22 protein-coding genes and 1 other RNA gene are annotated in these 21356 nt (G+C 71.4%); 12 read left to right on the plus strand and 11 right to left on the minus strand.

Translation table 11 applies throughout. From position 1 onward, the window contains the following. Nucleotides 1-212 precede the first annotated feature (212 nt). The 6 genes from MKL01_RS21595 (at nucleotide 213) to MKL01_RS21620 (ending at nucleotide 5647) form a co-directional block, all read left to right on the plus strand. A complete protein-coding gene (locus tag MKL01_RS21595; protein ID WP_243907232.1) occupies nucleotides 213-1766 on the plus strand; it encodes a formyl transferase in 1554 nt (517 codons plus the stop codon). Nucleotides 1767-1889: 123 nt separating this feature from the next. Next, nucleotides 1890-2046: non-coding RNA, 6S RNA (ssrS, locus tag MKL01_RS21600), on the plus strand. Next, nucleotides 2036-2647: a 5-formyltetrahydrofolate cyclo-ligase gene (locus tag MKL01_RS21605; RefSeq protein WP_243907233.1), complete on the plus strand. Its 612-nt coding sequence runs from the start codon at nucleotides 2036-2038 to the stop codon at nucleotides 2645-2647. The genes ssrS and MKL01_RS21605 overlap by 11 nt, the downstream gene beginning before the upstream one ends. Nucleotides 2648-2650: 3 nt before the next feature. Continuing rightward, nucleotides 2651-3469, plus strand: coding sequence for a TIGR00282 family metallophosphoesterase (locus MKL01_RS21610; protein ID WP_243907234.1), 819 nt, complete (start codon nucleotides 2651-2653; stop codon nucleotides 3467-3469). A gap of 190 nt (nucleotides 3470-3659) precedes the next feature. Further along, nucleotides 3660-4634 (plus strand): MotA/TolQ/ExbB proton channel family protein, encoded by a 975-nt coding sequence (locus tag MKL01_RS21615; protein WP_243907235.1) that lies wholly within the window; start codon nucleotides 3660-3662, stop codon nucleotides 4632-4634. Further along, on the plus strand, nucleotides 4634-5647 hold the full coding sequence (locus MKL01_RS21620) for a peptidoglycan -binding protein (RefSeq protein ID WP_243907236.1): 1014 nt from the start codon (nucleotides 4634-4636) through the stop codon (nucleotides 5645-5647). The genes MKL01_RS21615 and MKL01_RS21620 overlap by 1 nt, the downstream gene beginning before the upstream one ends. On the opposite strand, the gene MKL01_RS21625 is transcribed toward MKL01_RS21620, so the two are convergent. Genes MKL01_RS21625 through MKL01_RS21635 form a run of 3 tightly spaced genes read right to left on the minus strand, consistent with a single transcriptional unit; the run spans nucleotide 5634 to nucleotide 9067 of the window. Continuing rightward, nucleotides 5634-6125 carry a GNAT family N-acetyltransferase gene (locus MKL01_RS21625; protein ID WP_243907237.1) on the minus strand — a complete coding sequence of 164 codons (492 nt, stop codon included), beginning with the start codon at nucleotides 6123-6125 and terminating at the stop codon, nucleotides 5634-5636. The genes MKL01_RS21620 and MKL01_RS21625 overlap by 14 nt on opposite strands. Before the next feature lie 38 nt (nucleotides 6126-6163). Next, a complete protein-coding gene (locus tag MKL01_RS21630) occupies nucleotides 6164-7186 on the minus strand; it encodes a D-cysteine desulfhydrase family protein (RefSeq protein WP_243907238.1) in 1023 nt (340 codons plus the stop codon). A gap of 39 nt (nucleotides 7187-7225) precedes the next feature. Further along, a complete protein-coding gene (locus MKL01_RS21635; RefSeq protein ID WP_243907239.1) occupies nucleotides 7226-9067 on the minus strand; it encodes an ABC transporter transmembrane domain-containing protein in 1842 nt (613 codons plus the stop codon). Between the two features lie 243 nt (nucleotides 9068-9310). Here MKL01_RS21635 and rpmE point away from each other — a divergent pair, with 243 nt between their 5' ends. After that, nucleotides 9311-9559, plus strand: a complete 249-nt coding sequence (gene rpmE / locus MKL01_RS21640; RefSeq protein ID WP_243907240.1) for a 50S ribosomal protein L31 — start codon at nucleotides 9311-9313, stop codon at nucleotides 9557-9559. 98 nt (nucleotides 9560-9657) lie between these two features. On the opposite strand, the gene MKL01_RS21645 is transcribed toward rpmE, so the two are convergent. From MKL01_RS21645 to MKL01_RS21665, 5 genes are all read right to left on the minus strand, one after another. Beyond that, entirely contained in the window at nucleotides 9658-10188 is a 531-nt protein-coding gene (locus tag MKL01_RS21645; RefSeq protein WP_243907241.1) for a DUF1465 family protein, read from the minus strand. Between the two features lie 179 nt (nucleotides 10189-10367). Next, nucleotides 10368-12512: a TonB-dependent receptor family protein gene (locus MKL01_RS21650; protein ID WP_243907242.1), complete on the minus strand. Its 2145-nt coding sequence runs from the start codon at nucleotides 12510-12512 to the stop codon at nucleotides 10368-10370. 44 nt (nucleotides 12513-12556) lie between these two features. Then, nucleotides 12557-12967 carry a hypothetical protein gene (locus MKL01_RS21655; RefSeq protein WP_243907243.1) on the minus strand — a complete coding sequence of 137 codons (411 nt, stop codon included), beginning with the start codon at nucleotides 12965-12967 and terminating at the stop codon, nucleotides 12557-12559. Between the two features lie 34 nt (nucleotides 12968-13001). Then, the gene (locus MKL01_RS21660; protein WP_243907244.1) at nucleotides 13002-13958 is read right to left on the minus strand and encodes a DUF1775 domain-containing protein; all 957 of its coding nucleotides are present in this window, start codon (nucleotides 13956-13958) and stop codon (nucleotides 13002-13004) included. A 42-nt stretch (nucleotides 13959-14000) separates the two neighbouring features. After that, entirely contained in the window at nucleotides 14001-14387 is a 387-nt protein-coding gene (locus MKL01_RS21665; RefSeq protein WP_243907245.1) for a hypothetical protein, read from the minus strand. Nucleotides 14388-14616: 229 nt separating this feature from the next. Here MKL01_RS21665 and MKL01_RS21670 point away from each other — a divergent pair, with 229 nt between their 5' ends. Both MKL01_RS21670 and MKL01_RS21675 read left to right on the plus strand, forming a co-directional pair. Next, nucleotides 14617-15915 (plus strand): murein L,D-transpeptidase, encoded by a 1299-nt coding sequence (locus MKL01_RS21670; RefSeq protein WP_243907246.1) that lies wholly within the window; start codon nucleotides 14617-14619, stop codon nucleotides 15913-15915. Nucleotides 15916-16107: 192 nt separating this feature from the next. Next, entirely contained in the window at nucleotides 16108-17775 is a 1668-nt protein-coding gene (locus MKL01_RS21675) for a calcineurin-like phosphoesterase C-terminal domain-containing protein (RefSeq protein WP_243907247.1), read from the plus strand. A 36-nt stretch (nucleotides 17776-17811) separates the two neighbouring features. On the opposite strand, the gene MKL01_RS21680 is transcribed toward MKL01_RS21675, so the two are convergent. Next, the gene (locus MKL01_RS21680) at nucleotides 17812-18390 is read right to left on the minus strand and encodes a type 1 glutamine amidotransferase domain-containing protein (RefSeq protein ID WP_243907248.1); all 579 of its coding nucleotides are present in this window, start codon (nucleotides 18388-18390) and stop codon (nucleotides 17812-17814) included. Nucleotides 18391-18542: 152 nt separating this feature from the next. Here MKL01_RS21680 and MKL01_RS21685 point away from each other — a divergent pair, with 152 nt between their 5' ends. Beyond that, a complete protein-coding gene (locus tag MKL01_RS21685) occupies nucleotides 18543-18746 on the plus strand; it encodes a hypothetical protein (RefSeq protein WP_243907249.1) in 204 nt (67 codons plus the stop codon). 10 nt (nucleotides 18747-18756) lie between these two features. Here MKL01_RS21685 and MKL01_RS21690 read toward each other — a convergent pair whose 3' ends face one another. Beyond that, complete coding sequence (locus tag MKL01_RS21690; protein ID WP_243907250.1) at nucleotides 18757-19146, minus strand: hypothetical protein; 390 nt, start codon at nucleotides 19144-19146, stop codon at nucleotides 18757-18759. 316 nt (nucleotides 19147-19462) lie between these two features. Here MKL01_RS21690 and MKL01_RS21695 point away from each other — a divergent pair, with 316 nt between their 5' ends. Together MKL01_RS21695 and MKL01_RS21700 are read left to right on the plus strand one after the other, a co-directional pair. After that, nucleotides 19463-19672 (plus strand): cold-shock protein, encoded by a 210-nt coding sequence (locus MKL01_RS21695; protein ID WP_238289003.1) that lies wholly within the window; start codon nucleotides 19463-19465, stop codon nucleotides 19670-19672. Between the two features lie 194 nt (nucleotides 19673-19866). After that, complete coding sequence (locus tag MKL01_RS21700) at nucleotides 19867-20103, plus strand: AsnC family transcriptional regulator (protein WP_243907251.1); 237 nt, start codon at nucleotides 19867-19869, stop codon at nucleotides 20101-20103. Between the two features lie 31 nt (nucleotides 20104-20134). Here MKL01_RS21700 and MKL01_RS21705 read toward each other — a convergent pair whose 3' ends face one another. Then, complete coding sequence (locus tag MKL01_RS21705; RefSeq protein ID WP_243907252.1) at nucleotides 20135-20950, minus strand: inositol monophosphatase family protein; 816 nt, start codon at nucleotides 20948-20950, stop codon at nucleotides 20135-20137. Between the last annotated feature and the right edge of the window lie 406 nt (nucleotides 20951-21356).

Below are 21356 nucleotides of genomic sequence, written 5' to 3' on the forward strand. Positions count from 1 at the left end.
CCTCACTGCAAGAGTCGCGCAGGCAGCTGGCAAGGCGTCAAGACTGCCAACGCTCCATAAAAGGTCGCCCTTTACTGAAGTGATGGTGAACAATCTCGGCAATCCTGACCGATGTCTCGAAGATTATCATTCCTGTTACGGTTTGGGGAGTAGGTGGGTGCCCGGTTCGTTCATCGACCGATCCCCTGCGCTGAGCGGGAGCCCGCGCGCCGATGCATGTGAGAGTTCGCCTCGACGGCGCACGGAGGCGGCGTTGGCACGCGGCGCTGCTGCGGCGCCTCTCCGATACGCCCGGGATCAGTTCCGTCGACATCGACGATACGCCCGCATCCGTGTCCTGGCCGGCGACGGCCGACCTGCTGTTCCGGCTGGAGGCGCTGGTCCACGGCCTGCAGCAGCTCGGCTCGGCTCCGCTGTCGGCCGCCGAACTCGACCCGTGGCGCCGGGCCGCCGCGGCGCCCGATCTGGTGCTCGACCTCTGCGGCGATGTGCCGGCCGGTTCCGCGACGTGGCGGGTGGCCTTCGACGGCCATCTCGGCGAGCAGGCTCTGCTCGCGAGCCTGCTCGCCAACGCGGTACCGCACCTCGCGCTGATCGCGGATGGGATCCTCCTCGTCGAGGGCCGGCTCGGCGCCGATCGCCCCGGGATCGTGCTCGCCAGCTTCGACGACGCGCTCGCCCGCACGGTGACGCTGATCGCCACGGCCCTGCGTCGCCGGATTGCCGGGCACCCCTCCGACGCGGCCGCGCCCACGATCCGCGGCGTCGACCTCACGGTGCCGGCTCTGGGCGCGCGGGCCGGGCGGATGCTCGCCGCCGCCCTCGTCCACCGGCTGTACCGGCTCTGCTACAACGCCCCGCATTGGCGCTGCGGCTGGCGCTGGCTGACCGGACCCGACCTGATCGACCTGGGGCGCCACCCCGATTCGGGCTGGACCGTGCTGCCGGATGACGGCAGCCGGTTCTACGCCGATCCCTTTCCGATTGCCTTCGGCGGCACGACGCACGTCTTCGTCGAGGATTTTCCCCACGCGACCGGCAAGGCGATCATCTCGGCGGTCCGGTTCGGCCCGAACGGGCCCGAGGGGACGCCGGTTCCGGTCCTCGAGGAGGCCCATCACCTCTCCTACCCGTTCGTGTTCGAGCGCGAGGGCAGCGTCTGGATGGTGCCGGAGAGTTCGGCAGCCGGGACGGTCGATCTCTATCGCGCCACGCGCTTCCCCGGCGGCTGGATCAAGGAGGCGACGCTCCTGTCCAACGTGGTGGCGAGCGACGCGACCCTCGTCGCGCACGCGGGACGCTGGTGGATCTTCGCAACCGTGCGGGATGCCGCGCCCGACGCGCCCGCCGGATCGGGCTCCTTCCATGATGCGCTCCATCTCTGGTCCGCTCCGGATTTCCGCGGCCCCTACACGCCGCATCCGGCCAATCCCGTCCTGATCGATCCCGCGGTGGCGCGCCCCGCCGGACGGATCGTCGTGCGCGGGGGACATCTGATCCGGCCGGTCCAGGACTGCGCAACGGGATACGGCCGCGCCCTGGCGCTGGCACGGATCGACCGCCTCGACCTGGACGGTTTCGCCCAGACCGTGATCGCCCGGATCGGGGCCGGCCCGGCCTGGCCCGGGAGCCGCCTGCATACCGTGAACGCCGGCGGCGGGATCGAATGCATCGACGGGTCCGGGCGCGCACCGCGCTTTGCGCTCTTCGGCCGCCCGCGGATGAGCCGGAGCGAGCCCGGCCTGGCCTGCGGCGCCTCCCGGTAGCGCGTTCCGGCGGCCGCCGGCTTCCGAGCCGGGCGCGCCGTGTCGCGCGCGCGGCCGTGAGGCGGCGACATTTTCGACCGCGCGGCCCTGGCGGGAGCGGGCCCGTACCGCTACATGTCGGTGGCGGGGCTGCAGAGTTCGTCAGGAGCACTATCCCCGGGGCCTTATCGACTCCCTCGGGAGCTGTCCCTGGCCTCGTCCCTGGACCTGGCCAACACGGCGCCCACCTACGCTGTAGGTTTCCCGGGATCGATCCTCCAACGGCTCACGTGGCTCCGCACTCGCCTATTTCCGACGCCGGCTCGACGGACCTGACGCGCAAGGGGGATCTCCGCCGGGCCGCCCTCGCCGCCCGCGACGCCCTGGATCCGGCCGCGCGCCAGGCCGCGTCCGCCGCCATCGCGCGGGCGCTCCTCGCCCTGCCCGAACTCGCAGATGCCCGTCTGGTCGGCGCCTTCTGGCCGATCCGCAGCGAGGTCGATCCGCGCCCCGCCGCCGAGGGTCTGCGCGCCCGCGGACAGGCCGTGGCGCTGCCGCAGGTCACGCCGGACGGCCTCGTCTTCCGGGCCTGGCGCCCGGGCGACGCGCTCGTCGCCGGCCGCTTCGGCCTCAGCGAGCCGGACCCGTCGCTGCCGCCGGTCGAACCGGACGCCCTGATCGTGCCCCTGGCCGCCTTCGACCGGACCGGCCAGCGCATCGGCTACGGCCGCGGCTACTACGACGGCGCGATCGCGCGCCTGTCCCGCACCGGCCCGGTCCTCACCGTCGGCGTCGGCTTCGCCGCCCAGGAGGTGGATCGGGTTCCGGCCGAGCCGCATGACCGGCCCCTCCGATTCGTCATCACCGAGGCCGGCGTGATCCGCTGCGCCGGGACCGCCTGACCCATGCGGCTGCTCTTCCTCGGCGATGTCGTGGGGCGTTCGGGCCGCACCGTGGTCTGCGAGACCCTGCCCCGCCTGCGCGAGCGCTGGCGCCTCGACTGCGTAGTGGTCAACGGCGAGAACGCCGCCGGCGGCTTCGGCATCTCCGAGGCGATCTGCGACGAGTTGCTCCAGGCGGGCGCCGACGCGGTGACGCTCGGCAATCACAGCTTCGACCAGCGGGAGGCGCTGGTGTTTATCGCCCGCCAGCCGCGGCTGGTGCGGCCGGCGAATTATCCCCCCGGCACGCCGGGCCGCGGCGCGACGGTGGTCGAGACGCAAGGGGGCGCCCGCGTGCTGGTGGTCAACGTGATGGGCCGCGTCTTCCTCGACCCGATGGACGATCCGTTCACCGCCGTGGAGCGCGAGATCTCCGTCTGCCCGCTCGGTGCGGCGGCCGACGCCGTTGTGGTCGACGTCCACGCGGAGGCGACCAGCGAGAAGCAGGCCTTCGGCCACTACCTCGACGGCCGCGCCAGCCTCGTCGTCGGCACCCACACCCATACTCCGACCGCCGACCACCGGATCCTTCCGGGCGGGACGGCCTACATGTCGGATGCCGGCATGTGCGGCGACTACGATTCGGTCATCGGCATGCAGAAGGACGAGCCGATCCGCCGGATGATCCAGAAGACGCCGGGCTCCCGCTGGGAGGTCGCCGGCGGAGAGGCGACCTTGAGCGGCATCGCCGTGGAGCTGGACGCGCGCGGCCTTGCCACCCGCGTCGCCGCGATCCGCCTCGGACCGCACCTCGAGGAGAGCCGGCCGCAGTTCTGGGATTAGCGTGCGCCGGCGCCGCCGCCTCAACCCGTGCGCGTCCCATTAACGGCCGGGGGCCGTTGACGATCGCGGCGCGATCGGGGACGGCTCCGGCGCGGCCTGCGCGTGACTTGATCGCGTGCCGGGCCCACCCCACAGTGACCGCGACGGGCGCCGCCGGCGACCGCAACTCGAGATCAGGTTAGAGCGATCGATGGCTGCCCGCGAGACCGGCGAAGGCAGGAGAGAACCGCTGGCGCGGCCCGGGATCTATCTCGGGCGCATGCTGGTCTTCTTGATCCTGGTCGGCTTCCTGGCCTTCATCCTGTTCAAGCAGATCACGCCGGCGTTCCTGGCCAATCCCGGGCTCAACGGTCTCATCCTCGGCGTGCTGCTGATCGCGGTCGTGATCGCGTTCGGGCAGGTCGTGCGGCTGTTCCGCGAGACCACCTACGTCAACGCCGTGGCGAGCGGTGCCCAGGCCAAACGGCCGCCGGCCCTGCTGGCACCCCTGGCGCCGATGATCGCCGCCCGCGCGGCCGGGTCGACCCTGCCGGGCACCGAGGGCTACCTCGACACCATCGCGGCGCGGCTCGACGAAGGGCGCGAGATCCTGCGCTACATCGCCGGCATCCTGATCCTCCTCGGCCTGCTCGGCACGTTCTGGGGCCTGATCGACACGCTCTCGGCGGTGGGCGGCGTGATCAAGGGGATGCGCGGCGGCGGCGATGCCGGCGTGATGTTCGACGAGCTGAAATCCGGTCTGGCCGTGCCCCTGTCGGGAATCGGCCTCGCCTTCTCGGCCTCGCTGTTCGGCCTCGCCTCCTCGCTGATCACGGGCTTTCTGGAACTGCAGGCGGGGCAGGCCCATGCCCGGTTCCACAACGAACTTCAGGACTGGCTGATGTCGGGGGCGGCCGCCGCCGAGGCTTCGGGCCCCGCGGTGGCGACGGGTGCAGGCGCACAGGACCTGAAGGAGGCCGTGGATCGCCTGACCGCGATGGTGGCCGAGGGGGGGAGCAGCCGCGCCGCCACCCTCGCCATGACCAATCTGGCCGAGGGCATCCAGGGCCTCGTCCAGCACATGCGGGCCGAGCAGCAGATGATTCGCGACTGGGTCGAGGCGCAGGCCAACCGCGAGCGCGAGCTGAAGCAGGTGCTCGACAGGCTCGGGCGGGAGCGGGTCTAGTGGCATCCCGGGCGGCGCGCTCCCGGCGCACCCTCAACGTCTGGCCCGGCTACGTCGACGCCCTGGCGACGCTGCTGCTGTCGGTGGTGTTCCTGCTCACGGTGTTCGTGGTGGGCCAGTTCTTCCTGTCCCAGGAACTGACCGGGCGCGACGAGACCCTGGCCAGGCTCAACCGCCAGATCGCCGACCTCACCGACCTGCTGGCGCTGGAGCGGTCGAACCGCCGCAACCAGGAGGAGGAGGCGCGCAACCTCCGCACGACGCTGGCCGGCGTCGAGAGCGAGCGCGATCAAGCCAAGTCCCAGGCCGAGGCCGCCACCGTCAGCCAGGGCGCGGTGGCGCCGCTCGACAAGCAGCTCGAGGCGGAGCGCGGCGCCACCAAGCGGGCGTTGTCCCAGATCGACCTCCTGAACGAGCAGATCGGCGCCATGCGCCGCCAGCTCGCCGCCCTGGAGGATGCGCTGGCCGCCTCCGAGAGCCGCGACCGGGAATCCCAGGCGCGCATCGCCGAGCTCGGAAGCCGCCTGAACGTCGCGCTGGCGCAGAAGGTTCAGGAACTCGCCCGCTACCGGTCCGACTTCTTCGGCCGCCTCCGCCAGATCCTCGGCAACCGTTCGGATATCCGCGTGGTCGGGGACCGGTTCGTCCTCCAGGCCGAAGTCCTGTTCCCGGCGGGCTCCGCGTCTCTGAAGCCCGAGGCCGGTCCCGAACTCGACCGGATCGCCGCGGCCATCTCGGATCTCGCCAAAGAGATCCCGGCGGACCTGCCCTGGGTCCTGCGGGTCGACGGCCACACCGACGCGCGGCCGATCAGCACGCCGCAATTTCCCTCGAACTGGGCGCTCTCTGCCGCCCGCGCCATCGCGGTGGTGCAGTACATGGCCGGGAAGGGCATCCCGCCGCAGCATCTGCTGGCGGGCGCCTTCGGCGAGTTCCAGCCCCTCGACTCCGGCACCACCGAGGAGGCCTACGCCCGGAACCGCCGGATCGAGCTGAAGCTCACGGAGCGGTAGCCCGGGCGTCCCATTCGGGGCGGAGGATCGACATCAGGTACATCGACCGGAAACCGCCCGTCGCCGTCCTGCGGATGTCCCGCAGGATGCCCTCCTCGCGAAATCCGGCCTTGGCGTAGGCGGCCCGGGCGCGGGCGTTGTCGGTGTAGACCATCAGCTCGATCCGGTGCGAGCCCCGCGCCTCGAAGCCGTGGCGCAGGACCTCCCGCAGCAGCGCGCCGCCGAGGCCGCGTCCCGGTTCCGCCACGGCGATGCGTCGGAGCAGCGTGCAGGCCTCCGCCAGGACGGCCTCCTGCAGCATCGCGAAACCGACCGGTTCGCCGGCGTCGAGCAGCAGCCAATACTCGGAGGTCGACGCCATCGCGCGCGCATGTTCCTCCGCCGACCAGCGCCCGACCAGGCCGGCGAAGCCGTCGCCGCGTTCGAGGCGCATGATCGCCGGGATATCGAGCGGCCCGGCCGCCCTGAAGGTCTGCACGCGCCCCTCCAGGCCGCAGGATTGCCGAGGCGGCGCGCTCAACCCGCCAGCGCGTCCTTGTAGGCGAAGATCCCGGGCGTGCCGCCGGTCATCAGGAACAGCACCGCCGCCCCCGCCGGGTAGAGGCCGGCCCGGACATCGTGCAGCAGGCCCGCGAAGGCCTTGCCGCTGTAGACCGGATCGAGGAGCTTGCCCTCGGTCCGCGCCATCAGGCGGACCGCCTCCAGCATGCCAGCCGTGGGGATCCCGTAGCCGGAGCCGCGATGGCGCCCGTCGAGGGTGATCTCGTCCGGCGCGACGCGGCGGTCCGACCCCATCAGGGCGAGCGTGGCGTTCGCCTTCTCCAGCACCTCCGCCCGGGCGCGCCCCTCCTCGGCGAGCACCGCGAAGGATTTCGCCCGGCGCGGATCGAGGCCCATGGCGGCGAGCCCGGCGACGAGGCCCGCATGGGTGCCGGCGCTGCCGTTGGCGGTGACGATCTCCGCGAAGTCCTGGCCCAGGGCCTCCGCCTGCGTCAGGATCTCGGCCGCGGCGTTCGCGTAGCCGAGGCAGCCGGTGGGGCTCGATCCGCCCGAGGGGAACACGTAGACCTTGCGGCCCTGCGCCCGGAGTTCGGCCGCCCGGGCCTCCGCCGCCGCCAGGGAATCCGCGTCCCCCGGCAATTCGCGGACCTGCGCTCCGAAGAGGTCGTCCAGCAGGCGGTTGCCGTTGGCGGTGTAGTCCGGATCCTGGCGCGGCACGCTCCGGGTCAGGAACAGCTCGCAGGTCAGGCCCGCCCGGGCCGCGGCGGCGGCGGTGAGCCGGGCGTGGTTCGACTGGATCGCGCCCACGGTCACGACCGTGTCGGCCCCCTCGGCGCGGGCGGCGCCGAGCAGGTATTCCAGCTTGCGCAGCTTGTTGCCGCCCAGCCCGATCCCCGCCACGTCGTCGCGCTTCACGAAGATCCGCACGCCGTTGAGCGCCTCGCCCAGGTGGCGCGCGAGCCCGTCGAGCGGCTCGATCGGGGTCGGCAGCGTCAGGAGCGGCAGGCGCGGGAAGCGGGCGAGGTCGAGCATGGCCATCGCGCCGTCTCTACACCGCCGCGCGCCGCGTGTCCCGGCCTACTCCCCGGCGGGCAGCCGCTCGCTTCGGAGCCGGGGCTCCTTGCCGCGGGCCGTCTCGTCGAGGGCGTCGGTGAATTGCAGGTTCGCGAGCTGCGCGTAGAGCGCCCCCTGGGCCAACAGGCTCTCGTGGGTGCCGGTCTCGACGATGCGGCCGTCGTCGAGGACCAGGATCCGGTCCGCCGCCCGGATCGTGGCGAGCCTGTGGGCGATCACCAGCGTCGTGCGGCCCTGCATGAGGGTGTCGAGGGCGGCCTGGACGGCGCGCTCGGATTCCGCGTCGAGGGCCGAGGTCGCCTCGTCGAGGAGCAGGATCGGCGCGTCCTTGAGGATCGCCCGGGCGATGGCGATGCGCTGGCGCTGGCCCCCGGACAGCGTCACGCCGCGCTCGCCGACCTGCGTGGCGTAGCCCTGCGGCAGGGCCGCGATGAAGGCGTGCGCGTTGGCGAGCTCGGCCGCGCGCCGGACCTCGGCCTCTCCGGCCTCGGGCCGCCCGTACCGGATGTTCTCGGTGACGCTGCCGGAGAACACCACCGGGTCCTGCGGAACCAGGGCGATGCGGGCGCGCAGGGCGTCCGGGTCGACCTGGGCGATGTCGACGCCGTCCACCAGGATCCGGCCGCCCTGGGGATCGTAGAAGCGCAGGAGCAGCTGGAAGATTGTGGACTTGCCGGCCCCCGACGGGCCGACGACGGCGATGCGCTCGCCCGGCGCCGCCGCGAAGGTCAGGCCGTCGAGGGCGGCGTGGCCCGGACGGGTCGGGTAGACGAAGCGCACCGCCTCGAAGCTCACCGCGCCGCGCGCCGGCTCCGGCAGCGGCATCGCCGGAGACGGCGCTCGGATGGCGGGCTCGGTAACGAGGATCTCGGTGAGCCGCTCGGCCGCGCCGGCCGACATGGCGAGGTCGCCGTAGACCTCCGAGAGCTGGCCCAGCGCCCCCGCGCCGAAGACCGCGTAGAGCACGAACTGCGAGAGTTCGCCGCCGGTCATGGTGTGCAGGAGGACGCCCTGCGCCCCGTACCACATCACCCCGACCACGGAGGCGGAGATCAGGAAGATCGCCACGCCGGTGAGCAGCGCCCGCGCCCGGATCGAATCGCGGGCGGCCGCATAGGCGTCCTCGGAGGCGGCGGCAAATCGGGCCGCGGTCATGGACGTGCGCCCGAATGCCTGCATGATCCGCACGGCCCCGACGGCCTCGGCGGCGTACGCGGAGGCGTCGGCCAGCCGATCCTGCGCCGCCCGGGAACGCCGGCGCACGCCGCGTCCCGACAGGATCAGCGGGAAGACGATGACGGGAATGGCCGCCAGCACCATCACGGACAGGCGCGGGCTCGTGATCACCATCATGGCGGTGGCGCCCACGAACAGGAACAGGTTGCGCAGCAGGATCGAGACCGAGACGCCGAAGGCCGACTTGATCTGCGTCGCGTCGGCGGTGAGCCGGGAGACGATCTCGCCCGATTGCGCCCGGTCGAAGAAGGCGGGGTCGAGGATCGTCAGCCGGGCGAAGACGGCGCTGCGCAGGTCCGCCACCACGCGCTCGCCCAGCGTCACCACCGTGTGGACCCGTGCGGCGCTCGACAGGGCGAAGGCCGCCACGACGCCGAGCAGCGCCAGGAAGTAGGCGTCGATCACCCCCGAGCCGTCGGCGGTGAAGCCGTGGTCGATGACCCGGCGCATGGCGATCGGCACCACCAGGGTCGAGGCCGAGGCGCAGACGAGGGCGACGAGGCCGGCGGCGATGCGCCCGCGGTAGCGCAGCGCGAACGGCAGCAGCGGCCGGAGGGCAGTCAGGGGGGCTTTGGGCCGACCCTCGGCGGCCTTGTTCTTACGGGCCATCACGCCTCACGTGTCAGTCGAACTTCCGGTCCGCGGCGCTTGTGACCGGAGAGCGCCTGCGGTATACGCCGCCGCTCATCCGATTGCGTGTGTTCAATGGCCGCGGGCCGCCACCACGGTCGGCTTGGACGTGCCGTTGCCACGAACCCACGGTTCGGTGCAACCGGTGATATCTTCCGCATTCCGGGCCGGGCGGCGCCTCCTGCGCTTCCCGCCGGCGTGCCAGATCAGGGACGACAGGTCATGGCGAAGGACGCGGCCGCGAAGGCCAAGGGGACCGAGCACCCCGATTACCACTTCATCCGGGTCGTGATGACCGACGGGACCGAGTACCGGACCCGGTCGACCTACGGCAAGGAAGGCGACACCCTCAACCTCGATATCGACCCGCTCACCCACCCGGCCTGGACCGGCGGCGAGCAGAAGATGCTCGATCGCGGCGGTCGCGTCTCGCGCTTCAACTCGCGGTTCGGAAACCTCGGCAAGCGCTGATCGGCCGATCATCGGGTGCCGGGCTGCGTGCGCGGCCCGGTCGACACGGGCGGCCCCCCGCGGGGCCGCCCGTTTTCGTGTCGGGCGAACGCCGCCGCTCAGCCCTCGCCCATCCGGAACGCCATCCGCAGCAGGCCCTGCTGCCGCGCCACCGGGCTCTCGACGGCCGCCGGCGTCGGCCGATCCTCGGTGATCAGCGCGTCGAGGTGCAGGATGCGGGTGTGCAGACGCCGCGCCCGCACGATCAGTTGCTGGAGACGCACCGGCAACTGGTTGAAATCCTGAGGCTTCGACGGCTCGGACGTGCCGAGCTTGACCCGGTGCTTCTCCAGCAGCGCCTCCGCCGGGGTCATCTCGCCCTCGGCCACGGCGCGCTGCACGAGCAGCCAGGAGGCGATCTGCATCAGCAGCGTGGTGAGCCGCATGCTCTCGGCCGCGTAGCTCAGCGTGGCGTCGCGGGAGATGAGGCGCGACTCGTCGCGGCCCTCGCCGTCGAGATAGGCGGCGGTCTCCTCGACGAGGGTCATCCCTTCGCGGAACAGCGTCCTGAAGGCATCCGAGTTGACGTAGGATTTTCCGAAATCGACCCAGTGTCGATCGTCCCGGAACGTGACATCGAAGCCGTTCATCCGCCTCTCCTGTGCCGTCCGACGGCCCTGTCCGTCCGAATCTGGGACACTGCGTCCGTGGCTGTCCGACGACGCAGCAATCCTAGCGCCGATCGGGGGCGACAGCAGGGTTCATCCTTTCTTAACCTTAACGACCCGCCCGGGGCTAACATAAGGCCGCTGGAGGCGGATGCCAGCACTCAGAACGACGCGCGGACACCCCCGAATACGCTGCGACCGGATCCGGGATAGAAGGCGGCCAGCGCCCCCGCTCCGCCGGCCGTCGCCGCGGCGTTGGCGACCACCGCCACGTCCGACACGTAGCGCACGTCCGTGATGTTACGCGCGTCCACGAACAGCGACACGCCGTTGGCGAAATCGACGCCCGCCTCGAGACCCAGCAGCGCGTAGCCCGGCACCCGCAGCGTGTTGGCATGGTCGGCGAAGGCGCCCTGCGGGACCCAGTCCAGCGCCGGCGCCACGTGGAATCCGCTCGGATGCCGGTAGGTCGCGACGGTGCGCAGCACGTCCGTCGGGATGCCGGCGATGCGGTTGTTGCCGAAGACCGGGTCGCGGACGAACCGGAAATCGTTGTGGGTCCAGATCTCGGTCAGGCTGACCGTATCGCCGGGCCCGACGAGGTCGCGGGCGATGTCGAGGGTGACGGCGGCCTCGACGCCCTGGTGGATCGAGCGCGGGGTGTTGAAGGTCGCGGCCGGGATGTTGAGGCCGGGATTGGTCGAGAAGTTGATGAACTCGTCGCGCAGGTCTGACCGGTACAGCGTCACGTCGAAGGCGAGCCGGTCGACCCGGCCGCGGGCGCCGGCCTCGTAGGTCCAGGCGCGCTGTGCCCGGAGCGGCACGAAGGTGGTGCTGAGGAGGTTCTGCTGCACGAGGTCGGTGAAATCCGGCACGTCGCGGGACCGCACGATGTCGCCGAAGACCTGCAGGTCGGGCAGCGGCTGCCAGAGCAGGCCGACCTTCGGATTGAGCCCTTCGTAGGTCACGTCGGCGAAGCGCGGACGCGGGTTCCCGGGCAGGCCGCCCTTGTCGCTGAAGGTGCGGTTCGACGAGAACGCCTTGGCGCCTGTCATCAGCGCCACGTCCGGCAGGAACCAGAACCGGTTCTCGCCATAAGCCTCGTAGTTGGCCGCGCTCTGGAGGGAATTTAGCGTCTGGGCCCCGCGCTGTCCGCGGATGTTGACGAATTGCAGCGCCGTGTTCTGACCCGCGTAGGCGCGCAGGCCGAGGACGACATCGTCACGGAAGCCGCCGACATCGAAGGTCCCGGCCCAGTGCGGGCTGATCCCGTAGGTCCAGCCGTCCTGGTCGATCGCCTGGAAGATCGGGTGATAGAGATTCTTGTGGATCGCCCAGGTGTCGATGTCGAGCGTGCCGACATCGAGCAGGAACGAGGTGCGGTTGGCGATCCGCTCCGTCTCGACCTTGCGCGACTGGTTGCCCGCGATGGCGGCGGGGTTGGCGAGCGTCGGGGTGGTGAGGCTCTGACCGAGCGTCAGGGTACCCGGCAGCTTCTGGTCGGTCAGGTAGGCGCCGACATAGAACCGGGTCTCGATGTCGGGCGCGATCCGGTAGCCGACATTGGCGTTGATGTTCCGGGTCGCCTGCGCCTCGTGGGACCGGAAGCCGTCCGCATTCGTCAGCGTGACGTTGATCAGAGCGTCCAGCGGCCCGTCGATGCGGGACATCTGCGCCTGCTCGCGGATCGTGCCGAAGCTGCCGCCGTCCAGACGCAGGATGTTGGGCGCGAGCGCCGTGTAGGCCGTGGGCGTGACGAAGTTGATCGCGCCGCCCAGGGTCGTCGCCCCGAAGGTGAGGGCGTTGCCGCCCTTGTAGACTTCCGCTGATCGCAGGGCGAGCGGATCGATCTGGTAGAAGTCGCCGCTGCCGTCCGCGAGGTTGAACGGGATGCCGTCCTGCAGCACCTCGATCCCGCGCAGGTGGAACCCGCGGGCGACGCCCGATCCGCGCACCGACAGGCGCAGTTCCTGACCGTAGCGCTCCTGGACGAAGACGCCCGGGACGTCCTTGAGCACGTCCCGGATCGTGTTGGCGTAGCGATCCTGGAGCGTCGCGGCATCCACGAACGCCACCGAGCCGACGGTCCCGTAGAGGGTGGCCCGCTGGCGGTCGACGCTCGGCACCGAGAGCGAGCCGCGGGCCTCGCCCGCGAGCGGACCGGTGGGCGCCGCGCTCCCGACCACGCTGAGTTCCGAGAGTGTCACCGCGGTGGCGGCGGGGGTCTGGGCCCCGGCGGCGGGTGCCACCGCGCAGGCGAGGAGGGAGAGGGCGGCGCGACGGCCGGCCCGGGAGGGGCGGGGCATGGGACTGGATCCGTGTCTGGCGATCGGGGACGGGTTGCGATCGGTCAGACGGCGGGGGGTGCTCGGGCGCCGAGCCCGGACCGGGGAGGCGCCCGGGGCCTTGCGGCGCAGCGAGGGCGCATCGCGGTGGCCGCGACCGGACGCGCGACCGGCTCGGCCGCGGCGGGCGCCGGCGCGGGGATGAGGGCGACGCCGGCGACGTGGCAGGCGACGCAGCAGGCCCCGTGGTCCGGCGCCGGAAGGTGCTTGCCGGCCGGTCCGGCCCGGTCCGGTGCTTGGTCGGCCACGCAGAGGACGCGGTCCGGTCCCAGGGCGGCCGCGGCCATGCCGCCGAGGACACCCTGCAGCGCGAGGGCGTACAGGGCGACGAGCGCCACGATCCGGGCGAGGGCGACCGGCCGGTGGCGCGCGCCCGGTGCCTCGACCGGTCCGCCCGGTTCACCCGCTCTGCTCATGTCGGCCGCCCGCCGGCTCGCCCGAGGGGCGCCGCTAGTGCTGGTGGCCGCCGCCCGGTGCGCTCGCGCCGATCGGCGCCACCGAGAAGGTCACCGGCACGGTGCCCGCCCGCCGGAAGGTGAGGGTGCCCGAGACGGTCTCCCCGGCCTTCGGCGCGCCGCTCAGTCCCTCGAACATCAGGTGATAGCCGCCGGGCTTGAGTTCCACGGTCTCGCCCGGCTTGATCGTGAGGCCGCCCGAGACCGGGGCCATCTTCATGACGCCGCCCTCCATCGACATCGCGTGGATGTCCCCCGACTGGGCGAACGGAACCGTGGCACCCGTGAGCGTGTCGGGGGCGCTGCCCCGGTTGGTGATCCGGACGTAGCCGCCCGCGACCTTGGCGCCGTTCGGCGTCGCGCGCAGCCACGGCGTCTCGATCGTCAGGTCGCCGGCCTTCACCGGCGCCGCCGGCGCGGCCGTCGTCCCGGCCGCCTGCGCGGCCGGGACGATGCGGAGCGCGGGGGCGGCCGCCTTCAGGTCGTGGGGATCCTGGCCGGCCTTGGGGATCTCGCTCCAGGAATGGCTGCCCTCCGAGCAATCCTGCTGGACGGGCAGGTAGACGGTGGCGCCCGGCTCGAAGGTGTCGGCGACCTGCGCCAGGAAGGTGAACTCGTCGACCTCATCGTCGGGCAGGGAGCCGCCGCTCCAGGTGATCGCCGTCACGCCCTCCGAAGCGGTGCCGTGATGGGTGGTGTAGGTCTTGGCGTAGGCGCCGCGGGTGGTCGCCAGCGTCCAGCCGGGCTTCGGCATCGGCTTGGCGCCGATCAGGCCCTCGGGAATGGTGACGCGTACTTGGTTGGTCGGCTTGCCGGCGCAGCCGTGCATGATCTGGACGACGCCGCGATAGGTCGAGCCGGCGCTCGCCTCCTTGCGCTCCAGCACCGCGTGGGCCTGCGCCGCCGATGCGACGAGGCCGAGGCCGATCACGGCCGAGATGAGAGTCTTCATGGGTATGCATCCGTCCTGAGGAATCGTCGGGAGAACGATCGCTCAGGCGGATGGTGGACCCCGCGGGGACGCCGCGCGGTCGGGCGGGGCGCGGGCGCAGAGCCGGCCGACCCTCCCGTAGGGGGCCGGGGCACCGGAGCCGGCAATCCAGGCGACGTCGGTGGCCGCGATCCGGGGCGGGAGCGCGGCGCCGACGACCTGGGCCGCCGTGCAGCAATCGCCGTGGCCCTGCGGCAGGGACTTGCCGGGAGCGGGGTCGGAGGCCGCATGCTGCGCGCAGAGGCCGTCGGCCGCGGCCGGCATCGGCATGAGACCGCCGAGGAAGGCCTGCAGGACGAAGGCATAGAGTGCCAGGACGGCGATCGCGCCGCGCAGGAGCGCCCGCGAACCGGCGTCGCGTCGCCTCGATATGGCCGGAGCCTGATCCATGCTGCCCGTGTCCGCCGTCCGATCCGGCGCGCTATGGCATCCCTGCCACAGGCGCGGGCCGAAGGCTGTTGCCGGGCTGCCGCACCGCGACGCGGCGTGCGCTTGCGCACCGCGATGCCACATTCCGGCCCCTTCGATAGGGAGTCTTAAGGCCATCCCGACACCGTGGCGCCCGAGACACTCCGCTCCCGTCACGTCCTGACGAACTCCGGACCAGAGCCAGCCACCGATGCGCATCAAGGCACAAACCCGGTTCACCGCGCTGCTGAGCGTCGCCGCCGTCGGCGCGCTCGGCCTCGGCGCCGCAGAAGCCCGCGACCAGGGCAATTACGCCCAGGCCGAGTGGGCGCAGGATTACGCGTCCCCCGCCGGCATGCAGGTGCAGCGCGAGACGGTTCCGATCCTCTCGCCGCAGACGGTGGCGGCGACCGAGCAGATGGTCGAGCGCTACAAGGACATCGTCGCCCGCGGCGGCTGGCGCCCCGTCGCCGCTGCCGAGCACCTCCGGGTCGGCTCGCGCGGCCCGGCCGTGGCCTCGGTCCGCCAGCGGCTGATCGTCACCGGGGACCTCGATCCCGCGGCCGGCGGATCGGGCGTGTACGATTCCTACGTCGCGGCCGGCGTGAAGCGCTTCCAGGCCCGCCACGGCCTCAGCCAGACCGGCACGATGAGCCTCGCTACGCAGCAGGCCATGAACGTGCCCGCCGACGTGCGCCTGCGCCAGCTCGAGACCAACGTGGTGCGCCTGCGCTCCTATTCGGGCGACCTCGGCCGGCGCTTCGTGATCACCAACATCCCGGCCGCCCTGGTCGAGACCGTGGAGAACGGTCAGGTCGTGACGCTCCACGCCGCGGGCGTCGGCAAGATCGACCGCCAGTCGCCGATCATGAACACCAAGGCGACGCAGATCAACTTCAACCCGACCTGGACGGTCCCGGCTTCCATCGTGAAGAAGGACCTGATCCCGAAGATGCAGAAGGATCCGAACTACCTCACGGACAACAAGATCCGCATCCTGTCGAACGGCCAGGAGGTCTCGCCGAAGGCGGTGAACTGGTTCTCCGACGAGGGCACCCGCTACACCTACCGGCAGGATTCGGGCGCCGACTTCAACTCGATGGGCATCGTCCGCATCAACATCCCGAACCCCTACGGCGTGTTCATGCACGACACGAACACCAAGGGCGTGTTCGGCGACGACTTCCGCTTCATCTCCTCGGGCTGCGTGCGCGTTCAGAACGTGCGCGAGTACATCACGTGGCTGCTGAAGGACACGCCCGGCTGGGACCGCCAGAAGGTCGAGGAGGCGATCGAGAGCGGCAAGCGCGTCGACGCCAACATCGCCCAGCCGGTGCCGGTCTACTGGACCTACATCACCGCCTGGTCGACCCCCGACGGCCTCGTGCAGTTCCGCGACGACATCTACAAGCGCGACGGCGTGAACGTGCCCTCGACGATCGGCGCCCCGACCCCGGTGGCCAGCGCCGAGCCGGCGCCGCAGACCTTCGAGCCCGGCGACGAGGAGTAGGCGTCACGCGCGCCGGCGCCCCGCGCCGACGTAGAGATCGCGAGGCCCGTACCTCCGGCGAGGTGCGGGCCTCGCGCGTTTGGGAACCCCCCTGTCATCCGGCGGTCAAACGCGTCTGCTTGGCCGACGACGAGCGCCGCCGCGCCGGCCACGGGCCGGTCGGCGGATCAGGATGCCGTGCAGGAGCCACCCATGTCGCGCGAACCCCTCTCGGGAGATGGACGCCTCACCCGCCGGGAAACCGTGGCGGGCCTCGCCGGGCTCGGGCTCGTCGCCGGGCAGGCGACGGCGCAGGAGGCCGGACAGGGGCCGGCGGAGGCCGTCGGGATCGTCTCCGCCACCGGCGCGACCGGCGTGGAACGGGCCCCGTTGCCGGGCGTGCTGGTCTCCAACGGCCGCGAGATCGTCCGCACGGACGATCGGGGCCGCTATCGCCTGCCGCTGCAGGGCGACGGCGCGGTGTTCGTGATCAAGCCGCCGGGCTACGCGCTGCCGCGCGACGCCGACAACGTGCCGCGCCACTCCTACATCCACCAGCCCGGCGGCACGCCGGCCGAGCTCGGCCTCCGCTATCGGGGGGTCGACCCCACCGGACCGCTGCCGGCCTCGATCGACTTCACCCTGACCCGAGTCGACGAGCCGGCCGATTTCGACGTCCTGCTGTTCACCGATCCCCAACCCGAGAGCCGCTTCGAACTCGATCACGTGCGGGACACCGCCGTCGCCCGCGCCATGGCGATCCCGGCGGCGTTCGGCCTCACCATGGGGGACGTTCTGTTCGACGACCTGTCGCTCTACGGGCGGTCGAACCGGATCGTCGGCCGGATCGGACTGGCCTGGTACAGCCTGCCGGGCAATCACGACCTCAACATGCAGGCCCCGGATGCCCGCTACAGCCGCGAGACCTGGAAGCGGGTCTTCGGTTCGCCCACCTACGCGTTCCGGCATGGGCGCGCGTGGTTCGTGATGCTCGACAACGTCGAGTGGCTGGGGCCGCCGGTGCCGGTGGGCGCCAACACCTATCGCGGCCGGATCGGAGAGCGCGGCCTCGCCTTCCTGCGCAACCTGCTCGCCGAGATCCCGCGGGACGACCTGATCGTCCTGGCCATGCACATCCCGCTGCAGACCGACACGGCGTCAGACGATCCCCGCAGCGCGACCACCGACCGCGCCGCGCTCCTCGAACTCCTCGCCGGGCGCCGGGTGCTGAGCCTCGCGGGCCACACGCACACCACCGAGCATCATTATCTGGCCGAGGGACACCATCACCATGTCCTCACGGCCGTCTCCGGCGCATGGTGGAGCGGGCCGGACACCCGCACCGGCATCCCCTCGGCGGACAGCCGCGACGGCACGCCCAACGGTTTCCACGTCCTCTCGGTCCGCGGCACCGACTACGCGACGCGGTACGTCCCGGCACAGGGCCAGCCGGACGAGACGATGCGCATCCTGTTCGAGAGCGAACTCCGGGCCGGTGCGCCCGAGGTGATCCGCTCGACCCGGCCGCTGCAGGGTCTGCGCCCACCCGTCCCGCAGGACGCGCTCGCCGACACGATCCTGGTCGTCAACGTGTTCGACGGCGGTCCGCGCACCAACCTGTCGGTCCGCGTCGGCGACCGCGCCCCGCAGGCGCTAGCGCGCACCCGCCGCCTGGATCCGTTCGTCACCGAACTCTTCGAGCGCTACCCGGAAACCAGGAAGAGCTGGGTGCGGGCGATCCCCTCCAGCCACATCTGGACCGGTCGGTTGCCGGACGATCTCGCGCCGGGCGTCCACCGCGTCACCGTCGAGGGCGCCGACGAGTACGGCCGTCCGATCCGCAGCTGCGTCGTGCTGGAGGTCGCGGGTGGCCAAGGCTGACGGGCGGGCGCCTCGCGACGCCCGCCTCCCGATCGGTCAGGCCGCCAGCTGCCGCGCGCCGTGGCCGCCCTCCTGGATCTCCTCGACGATCTTCGCGCAGAAGGCGTCGAGATCGTCGGGGCTGCGGCTGGTGACGATGCCGTGGTCGGTGACCACCTCCTTGTCGTGCCAGTGGCCGCCGGCGTTGATCACGTCGGTCCGGATCGACGCGAAGGAGGTCAGGTCGCGGCCCTTGGCCGCGCCGGTCTCGATCAACAGCCAGGGCGCGTGGCAGATGGCGGCCACGACCTTCCCGGCCGTCAGGAAGCTCTTGATCACCGCGAGGGCCCTGGGCTCGAGCCGGAGCTTGTCCGGATTGATCTGGCCACCGGGCAGGACCAGCGCATCGTAGGCGGCCGGATCGACCTGCTCCAGATCGGCATCGACCGCGACGTCCTTGCCCCAGTCGGTCTTGTCCCAGCCGCGGATCGTGCCTCTGCTCTGGCGCGATTGCGGGGCCGCGACGGTGATCGTCGCGCCGGCCTGGGCCAGCTTGGCCTGCGGCACGGTGAGTTCGGTCTCCTCGAAGCCGTCGGTGGCGAGGATGAGGATCTTGGCTTGGCGGATATCGGGCATGGCGAGCCTCCTTGCTGGGGTCTGCCCGGCCAACGGGAGGCGGATTGGCCGGTTCCCCGGAGGATGGAGCGGCCCGGGACGCGGGGGTCCGGACGCGGAACCCGCACTGGCGCTGTCTGTTGATCCCCATCCCGAACCGACAGGAGTCGCGCATGGCCAACCCCGGCCTTCCCGAGCCTACGCCCGGCGATCTGCCGCCCTTGCCTCCGACGCCGGACGAGGAGCCGGACATCGGGCCCACCGGCCCGCGCACGCCCTATCCGGTCAACGATCCGGGCATCGGCGAGCCGGGTGGCCCGGGCTCCGAGCCCGATGTCTTTCCGGGCGCCCCGACCGATCCCGGCACGCGGATGTAGCGTGCGGCGATCAGTGCCCGCCGTGCGAGGTGCGCACGTCGCGCGGCGCGTTGAGGATCTCGGAGAGGCTCGTCACCACGTGGCGGGCCTCCTCGTCGGTGAGCCGTAGCTGGAAGGGCGGGAGCGCCCCCGCCTGGAGCGCGACCACGGCCTGTCCCTCGTCGTCGGTGCCGATCTCGATCGCCGAAGAGGTCACGTCGAGCATGGCAATCTCCTCGTCGCCCATCTCCTCGGCCAGATCCGGCTCGTCCGTGTCGTCGATCGCCGTGAGGAGCTGCCCGACGGCGCGCACGAGGGCGCGGGCGGCGCGGGCATCCATCACCACCGCCGTCGCCTGATCGTCCTTCTGGAAGGAGAGCTGGATGTTCGCGCCGTCCAGCGAGACCGAGATGCCTGCCATGTATCGTCCAGAGCCACGCGCGTTAACTGCTTGAGCGCATTCCGTATATGCATCGGGAAGGCCGGAAATCACAGGGGGCGGCGTCCCCGGATGCGCCCACCGGTACGCCTGCGACCCCGATGATATGACGCCGACGCCTTGTTGCCGCCGCAGCCTGCGCTTAAATAGGTCCTCGGAGGGCTTACCCACCGAGGCTGACGCTCTTCAAGGTTCAGCGACTCGCGCCCCGCCGCACTGGCCAGATCCAGAAAGACCGTGGTGCATCACGTGGCCCTCGTGCCGCGGGGATGGCCTATGGACGAATGAGGTACACTACGTGAATACCGGCACTGTAAAGTGGTTCAACGAGACCAAGGGCTACGGCTTCATCCAGCCTGACGACGGCGGCAAGGACGTTTTCGTCCACATCTCGGCCGTCGAGAGCGCTGGCATGCGCAACCTGATCGAAGGTCAGCGGGTCACTTACGAGATCCTCACGGACAAGCGCAGCGGCAAGGACGCCGCCGGCAACCTGCAGGCGGCCTGACCGGTCGTCGGGGCTGAAGGGCGCCCGCCGGATCGCGAGATCCGGCAGAATCCCTGAACCGGCCGCGTGATGCGGTTCCCCCTTCCGACGCTTCCCACCGGGCGAGATCGCACCGGAGCGGTGGCGTCGGAGGCAAAATCCCAGAAACGACGCCGGACGGAGCCACCGTTCGGTCCAGAAAAGAAAAGACACGTATGCAATTCGAGTTCACACGCCGCCGCGGCGTCCGTTCCCCCGTCACCGACGCGCCGACCTTCCGGGTCGGAAAGCTGGCACGGGCCCGGACCGCGGATCAGACCGGGGCCGACATCAGCCACCTGATCGACCGGTCCTACAACTACCATTCCCCACGGGAACTGCACTGGCATCTCGCCGAGCGGCTCGGGCTCGCGCCCACCGCGGTCAAGCTTCGCGAGGCCGTGGCGGCCTGAGGGCCGCCGCTCACCAGAGACCTCGCAGGTCTCAGCGGCTCCAGGCTGTCAGCACGGGATCGCGCAGGGCCACCGGCGCGGCGAGCAACTCGCCGTGAACGGGGTCGGCGCAATTGTAGCGGGTCGCCTCCCCGTCGAAGCCGCACACGATCCCGCCGGCCTCGCGCAGCACGAGATCCGCGGCCGCCAGGTCCCAGTCGCGGGCGTTGCCGGAGATCATCCCGACATCGACGCTCCCGTCCGCCACCCGGGCGAGCCGCAGGGCGAGGGACGGGATCCGACCGATCACCTCGAACGCAGCCTCCGGGCCGGTGCCCCGGGTCAGCCGGTCGAGCATCGGCTTGGGGCCGGTGATCCGCGAGCCGGCCAGGACCTGCCTGTCATCGACCCGGATCGGCTCGCCGTTCCGGGTCGCGCCGCGTCCGCGGATGGCCTCGTAGTCCGTGCCGCCCACGGGCGCGTGGACGAAGCCGATCAGCGGCTGCCCGACGGCCAGCAACGCCACCGCGATCGACCAGTCCGGGTGGCCCGACAGGAAGGCCCGGGTCCCGTCGATCGGATCCACGATCCAGACGAGGTCGTGACCGATCCGCGCCGGATCGTCCGCAGTCTCCTCCGACAGCCAGGCGGCCTTCGGCACCAGCGCGCTGAGGCGGACCTTCAGGAAGGCGTCCACCGCGACGTCGGCCTCGGTCACCGGCGATCCGCCGGCCTTCGACCAGATTCGGGCCGAGGTCTGTCCGCCGAGCTTGAAGTAGGGCCGCGCGATGTCGGCGGCCTCGCGCATCACGGCGCGCAGCTCCGGCATCAGGGCGGATACGGCGTCGTCGGTGAGGGGCTCGGGCATCGCGCTCCGCATGGAATCGGTCGGGCCCGCGGGGACCTCGTTGCGCCGTTCGTCCGATCGCTCGGACGTCCGGGCCCGCTCGGGCTGGGGGAGGCCGGGCGCGTGAGGATCGCGCGCGGCAGACCCGTTGTACGGTGCCGCCCGCACGGCCACAAGGATGCTGGTTGATGGATCGATAATGATCGATCAGCGCAAGGAAACGTTGAGCATTCAAGGAAGCATTGAGCATTCCGCAAATGACAACGCTGTCCAGATTCGCTTAACGACGGCTCTTAAGCGGCACGGAGGAGTTCGGGTGCGATTTTGCTTGGCATAACGGACGGCCCGACAGGGACCGCCACTTGCTCCAGGGACGCGGACAGATGAACACTTCCCCGGTCACAGACGAAGGTCGCCCAGGACAGCC

The organism is Methylobacterium sp. J-070 (genome assembly GCF_022829385.1).
GTDB lineage: Bacteria > Pseudomonadota > Alphaproteobacteria > Rhizobiales > Beijerinckiaceae > Methylobacterium.

Coding starts and splice junctions, on each gene's coding strand:
- MKL01_RS21630 (WP_243907238.1), bottom strand. CDS start 7,186: ATGGCCATGCTCGACCTCGCCCGCTTCCCGCGCCTGCCGCTCCTGACG.
- MKL01_RS21700 (WP_243907251.1), top strand. CDS start 19,867: ATGCAATTCGAGTTCACACGCCGCCGCGGCGTCCGTTCCCCCGTCACC.
- rpmE (WP_243907240.1), top strand. CDS start 9,311: ATGGCGAAGGACGCGGCCGCGAAGGCCAAGGGGACCGAGCACCCCGAT.
- MKL01_RS21660 (WP_243907244.1), bottom strand. CDS start 13,958: ATGAAGACTCTCATCTCGGCCGTGATCGGCCTCGGCCTCGTCGCATCG.
- MKL01_RS21635 (WP_243907239.1), bottom strand. CDS start 9,067: ATGGCCCGTAAGAACAAGGCCGCCGAGGGTCGGCCCAAAGCCCCCCTG.
- MKL01_RS21615 (WP_243907235.1), top strand. CDS start 3,660: ATGGCTGCCCGCGAGACCGGCGAAGGCAGGAGAGAACCGCTGGCGCGG.
- MKL01_RS21665 (WP_243907245.1), bottom strand. CDS start 14,387: ATGGATCAGGCTCCGGCCATATCGAGGCGACGCGACGCCGGTTCGCGG.
- MKL01_RS21595 (WP_243907232.1), top strand. CDS start 213: ATGCATGTGAGAGTTCGCCTCGACGGCGCACGGAGGCGGCGTTGGCAC.
- MKL01_RS21675 (WP_243907247.1), top strand. CDS start 16,108: ATGTCGCGCGAACCCCTCTCGGGAGATGGACGCCTCACCCGCCGGGAA.
- MKL01_RS21705 (WP_243907252.1), bottom strand. CDS start 20,950: ATGCCCGAGCCCCTCACCGACGACGCCGTATCCGCCCTGATGCCGGAG.
- MKL01_RS21655 (WP_243907243.1), bottom strand. CDS start 12,967: ATGAGCAGAGCGGGTGAACCGGGCGGACCGGTCGAGGCACCGGGCGCG.
- MKL01_RS21610 (WP_243907234.1), top strand. CDS start 2,651: ATGCGGCTGCTCTTCCTCGGCGATGTCGTGGGGCGTTCGGGCCGCACC.
- MKL01_RS21690 (WP_243907250.1), bottom strand. CDS start 19,146: ATGGCAGGCATCTCGGTCTCGCTGGACGGCGCGAACATCCAGCTCTCC.
- MKL01_RS21645 (WP_243907241.1), bottom strand. CDS start 10,188: ATGAACGGCTTCGATGTCACGTTCCGGGACGATCGACACTGGGTCGAT.
- MKL01_RS21685 (WP_243907249.1), top strand. CDS start 18,543: ATGGCCAACCCCGGCCTTCCCGAGCCTACGCCCGGCGATCTGCCGCCC.
- MKL01_RS21650 (WP_243907242.1), bottom strand. CDS start 12,512: ATGCCCCGCCCCTCCCGGGCCGGCCGTCGCGCCGCCCTCTCCCTCCTC.
- MKL01_RS21670 (WP_243907246.1), top strand. CDS start 14,617: ATGCGCATCAAGGCACAAACCCGGTTCACCGCGCTGCTGAGCGTCGCC.
- MKL01_RS21680 (WP_243907248.1), bottom strand. CDS start 18,390: ATGCCCGATATCCGCCAAGCCAAGATCCTCATCCTCGCCACCGACGGC.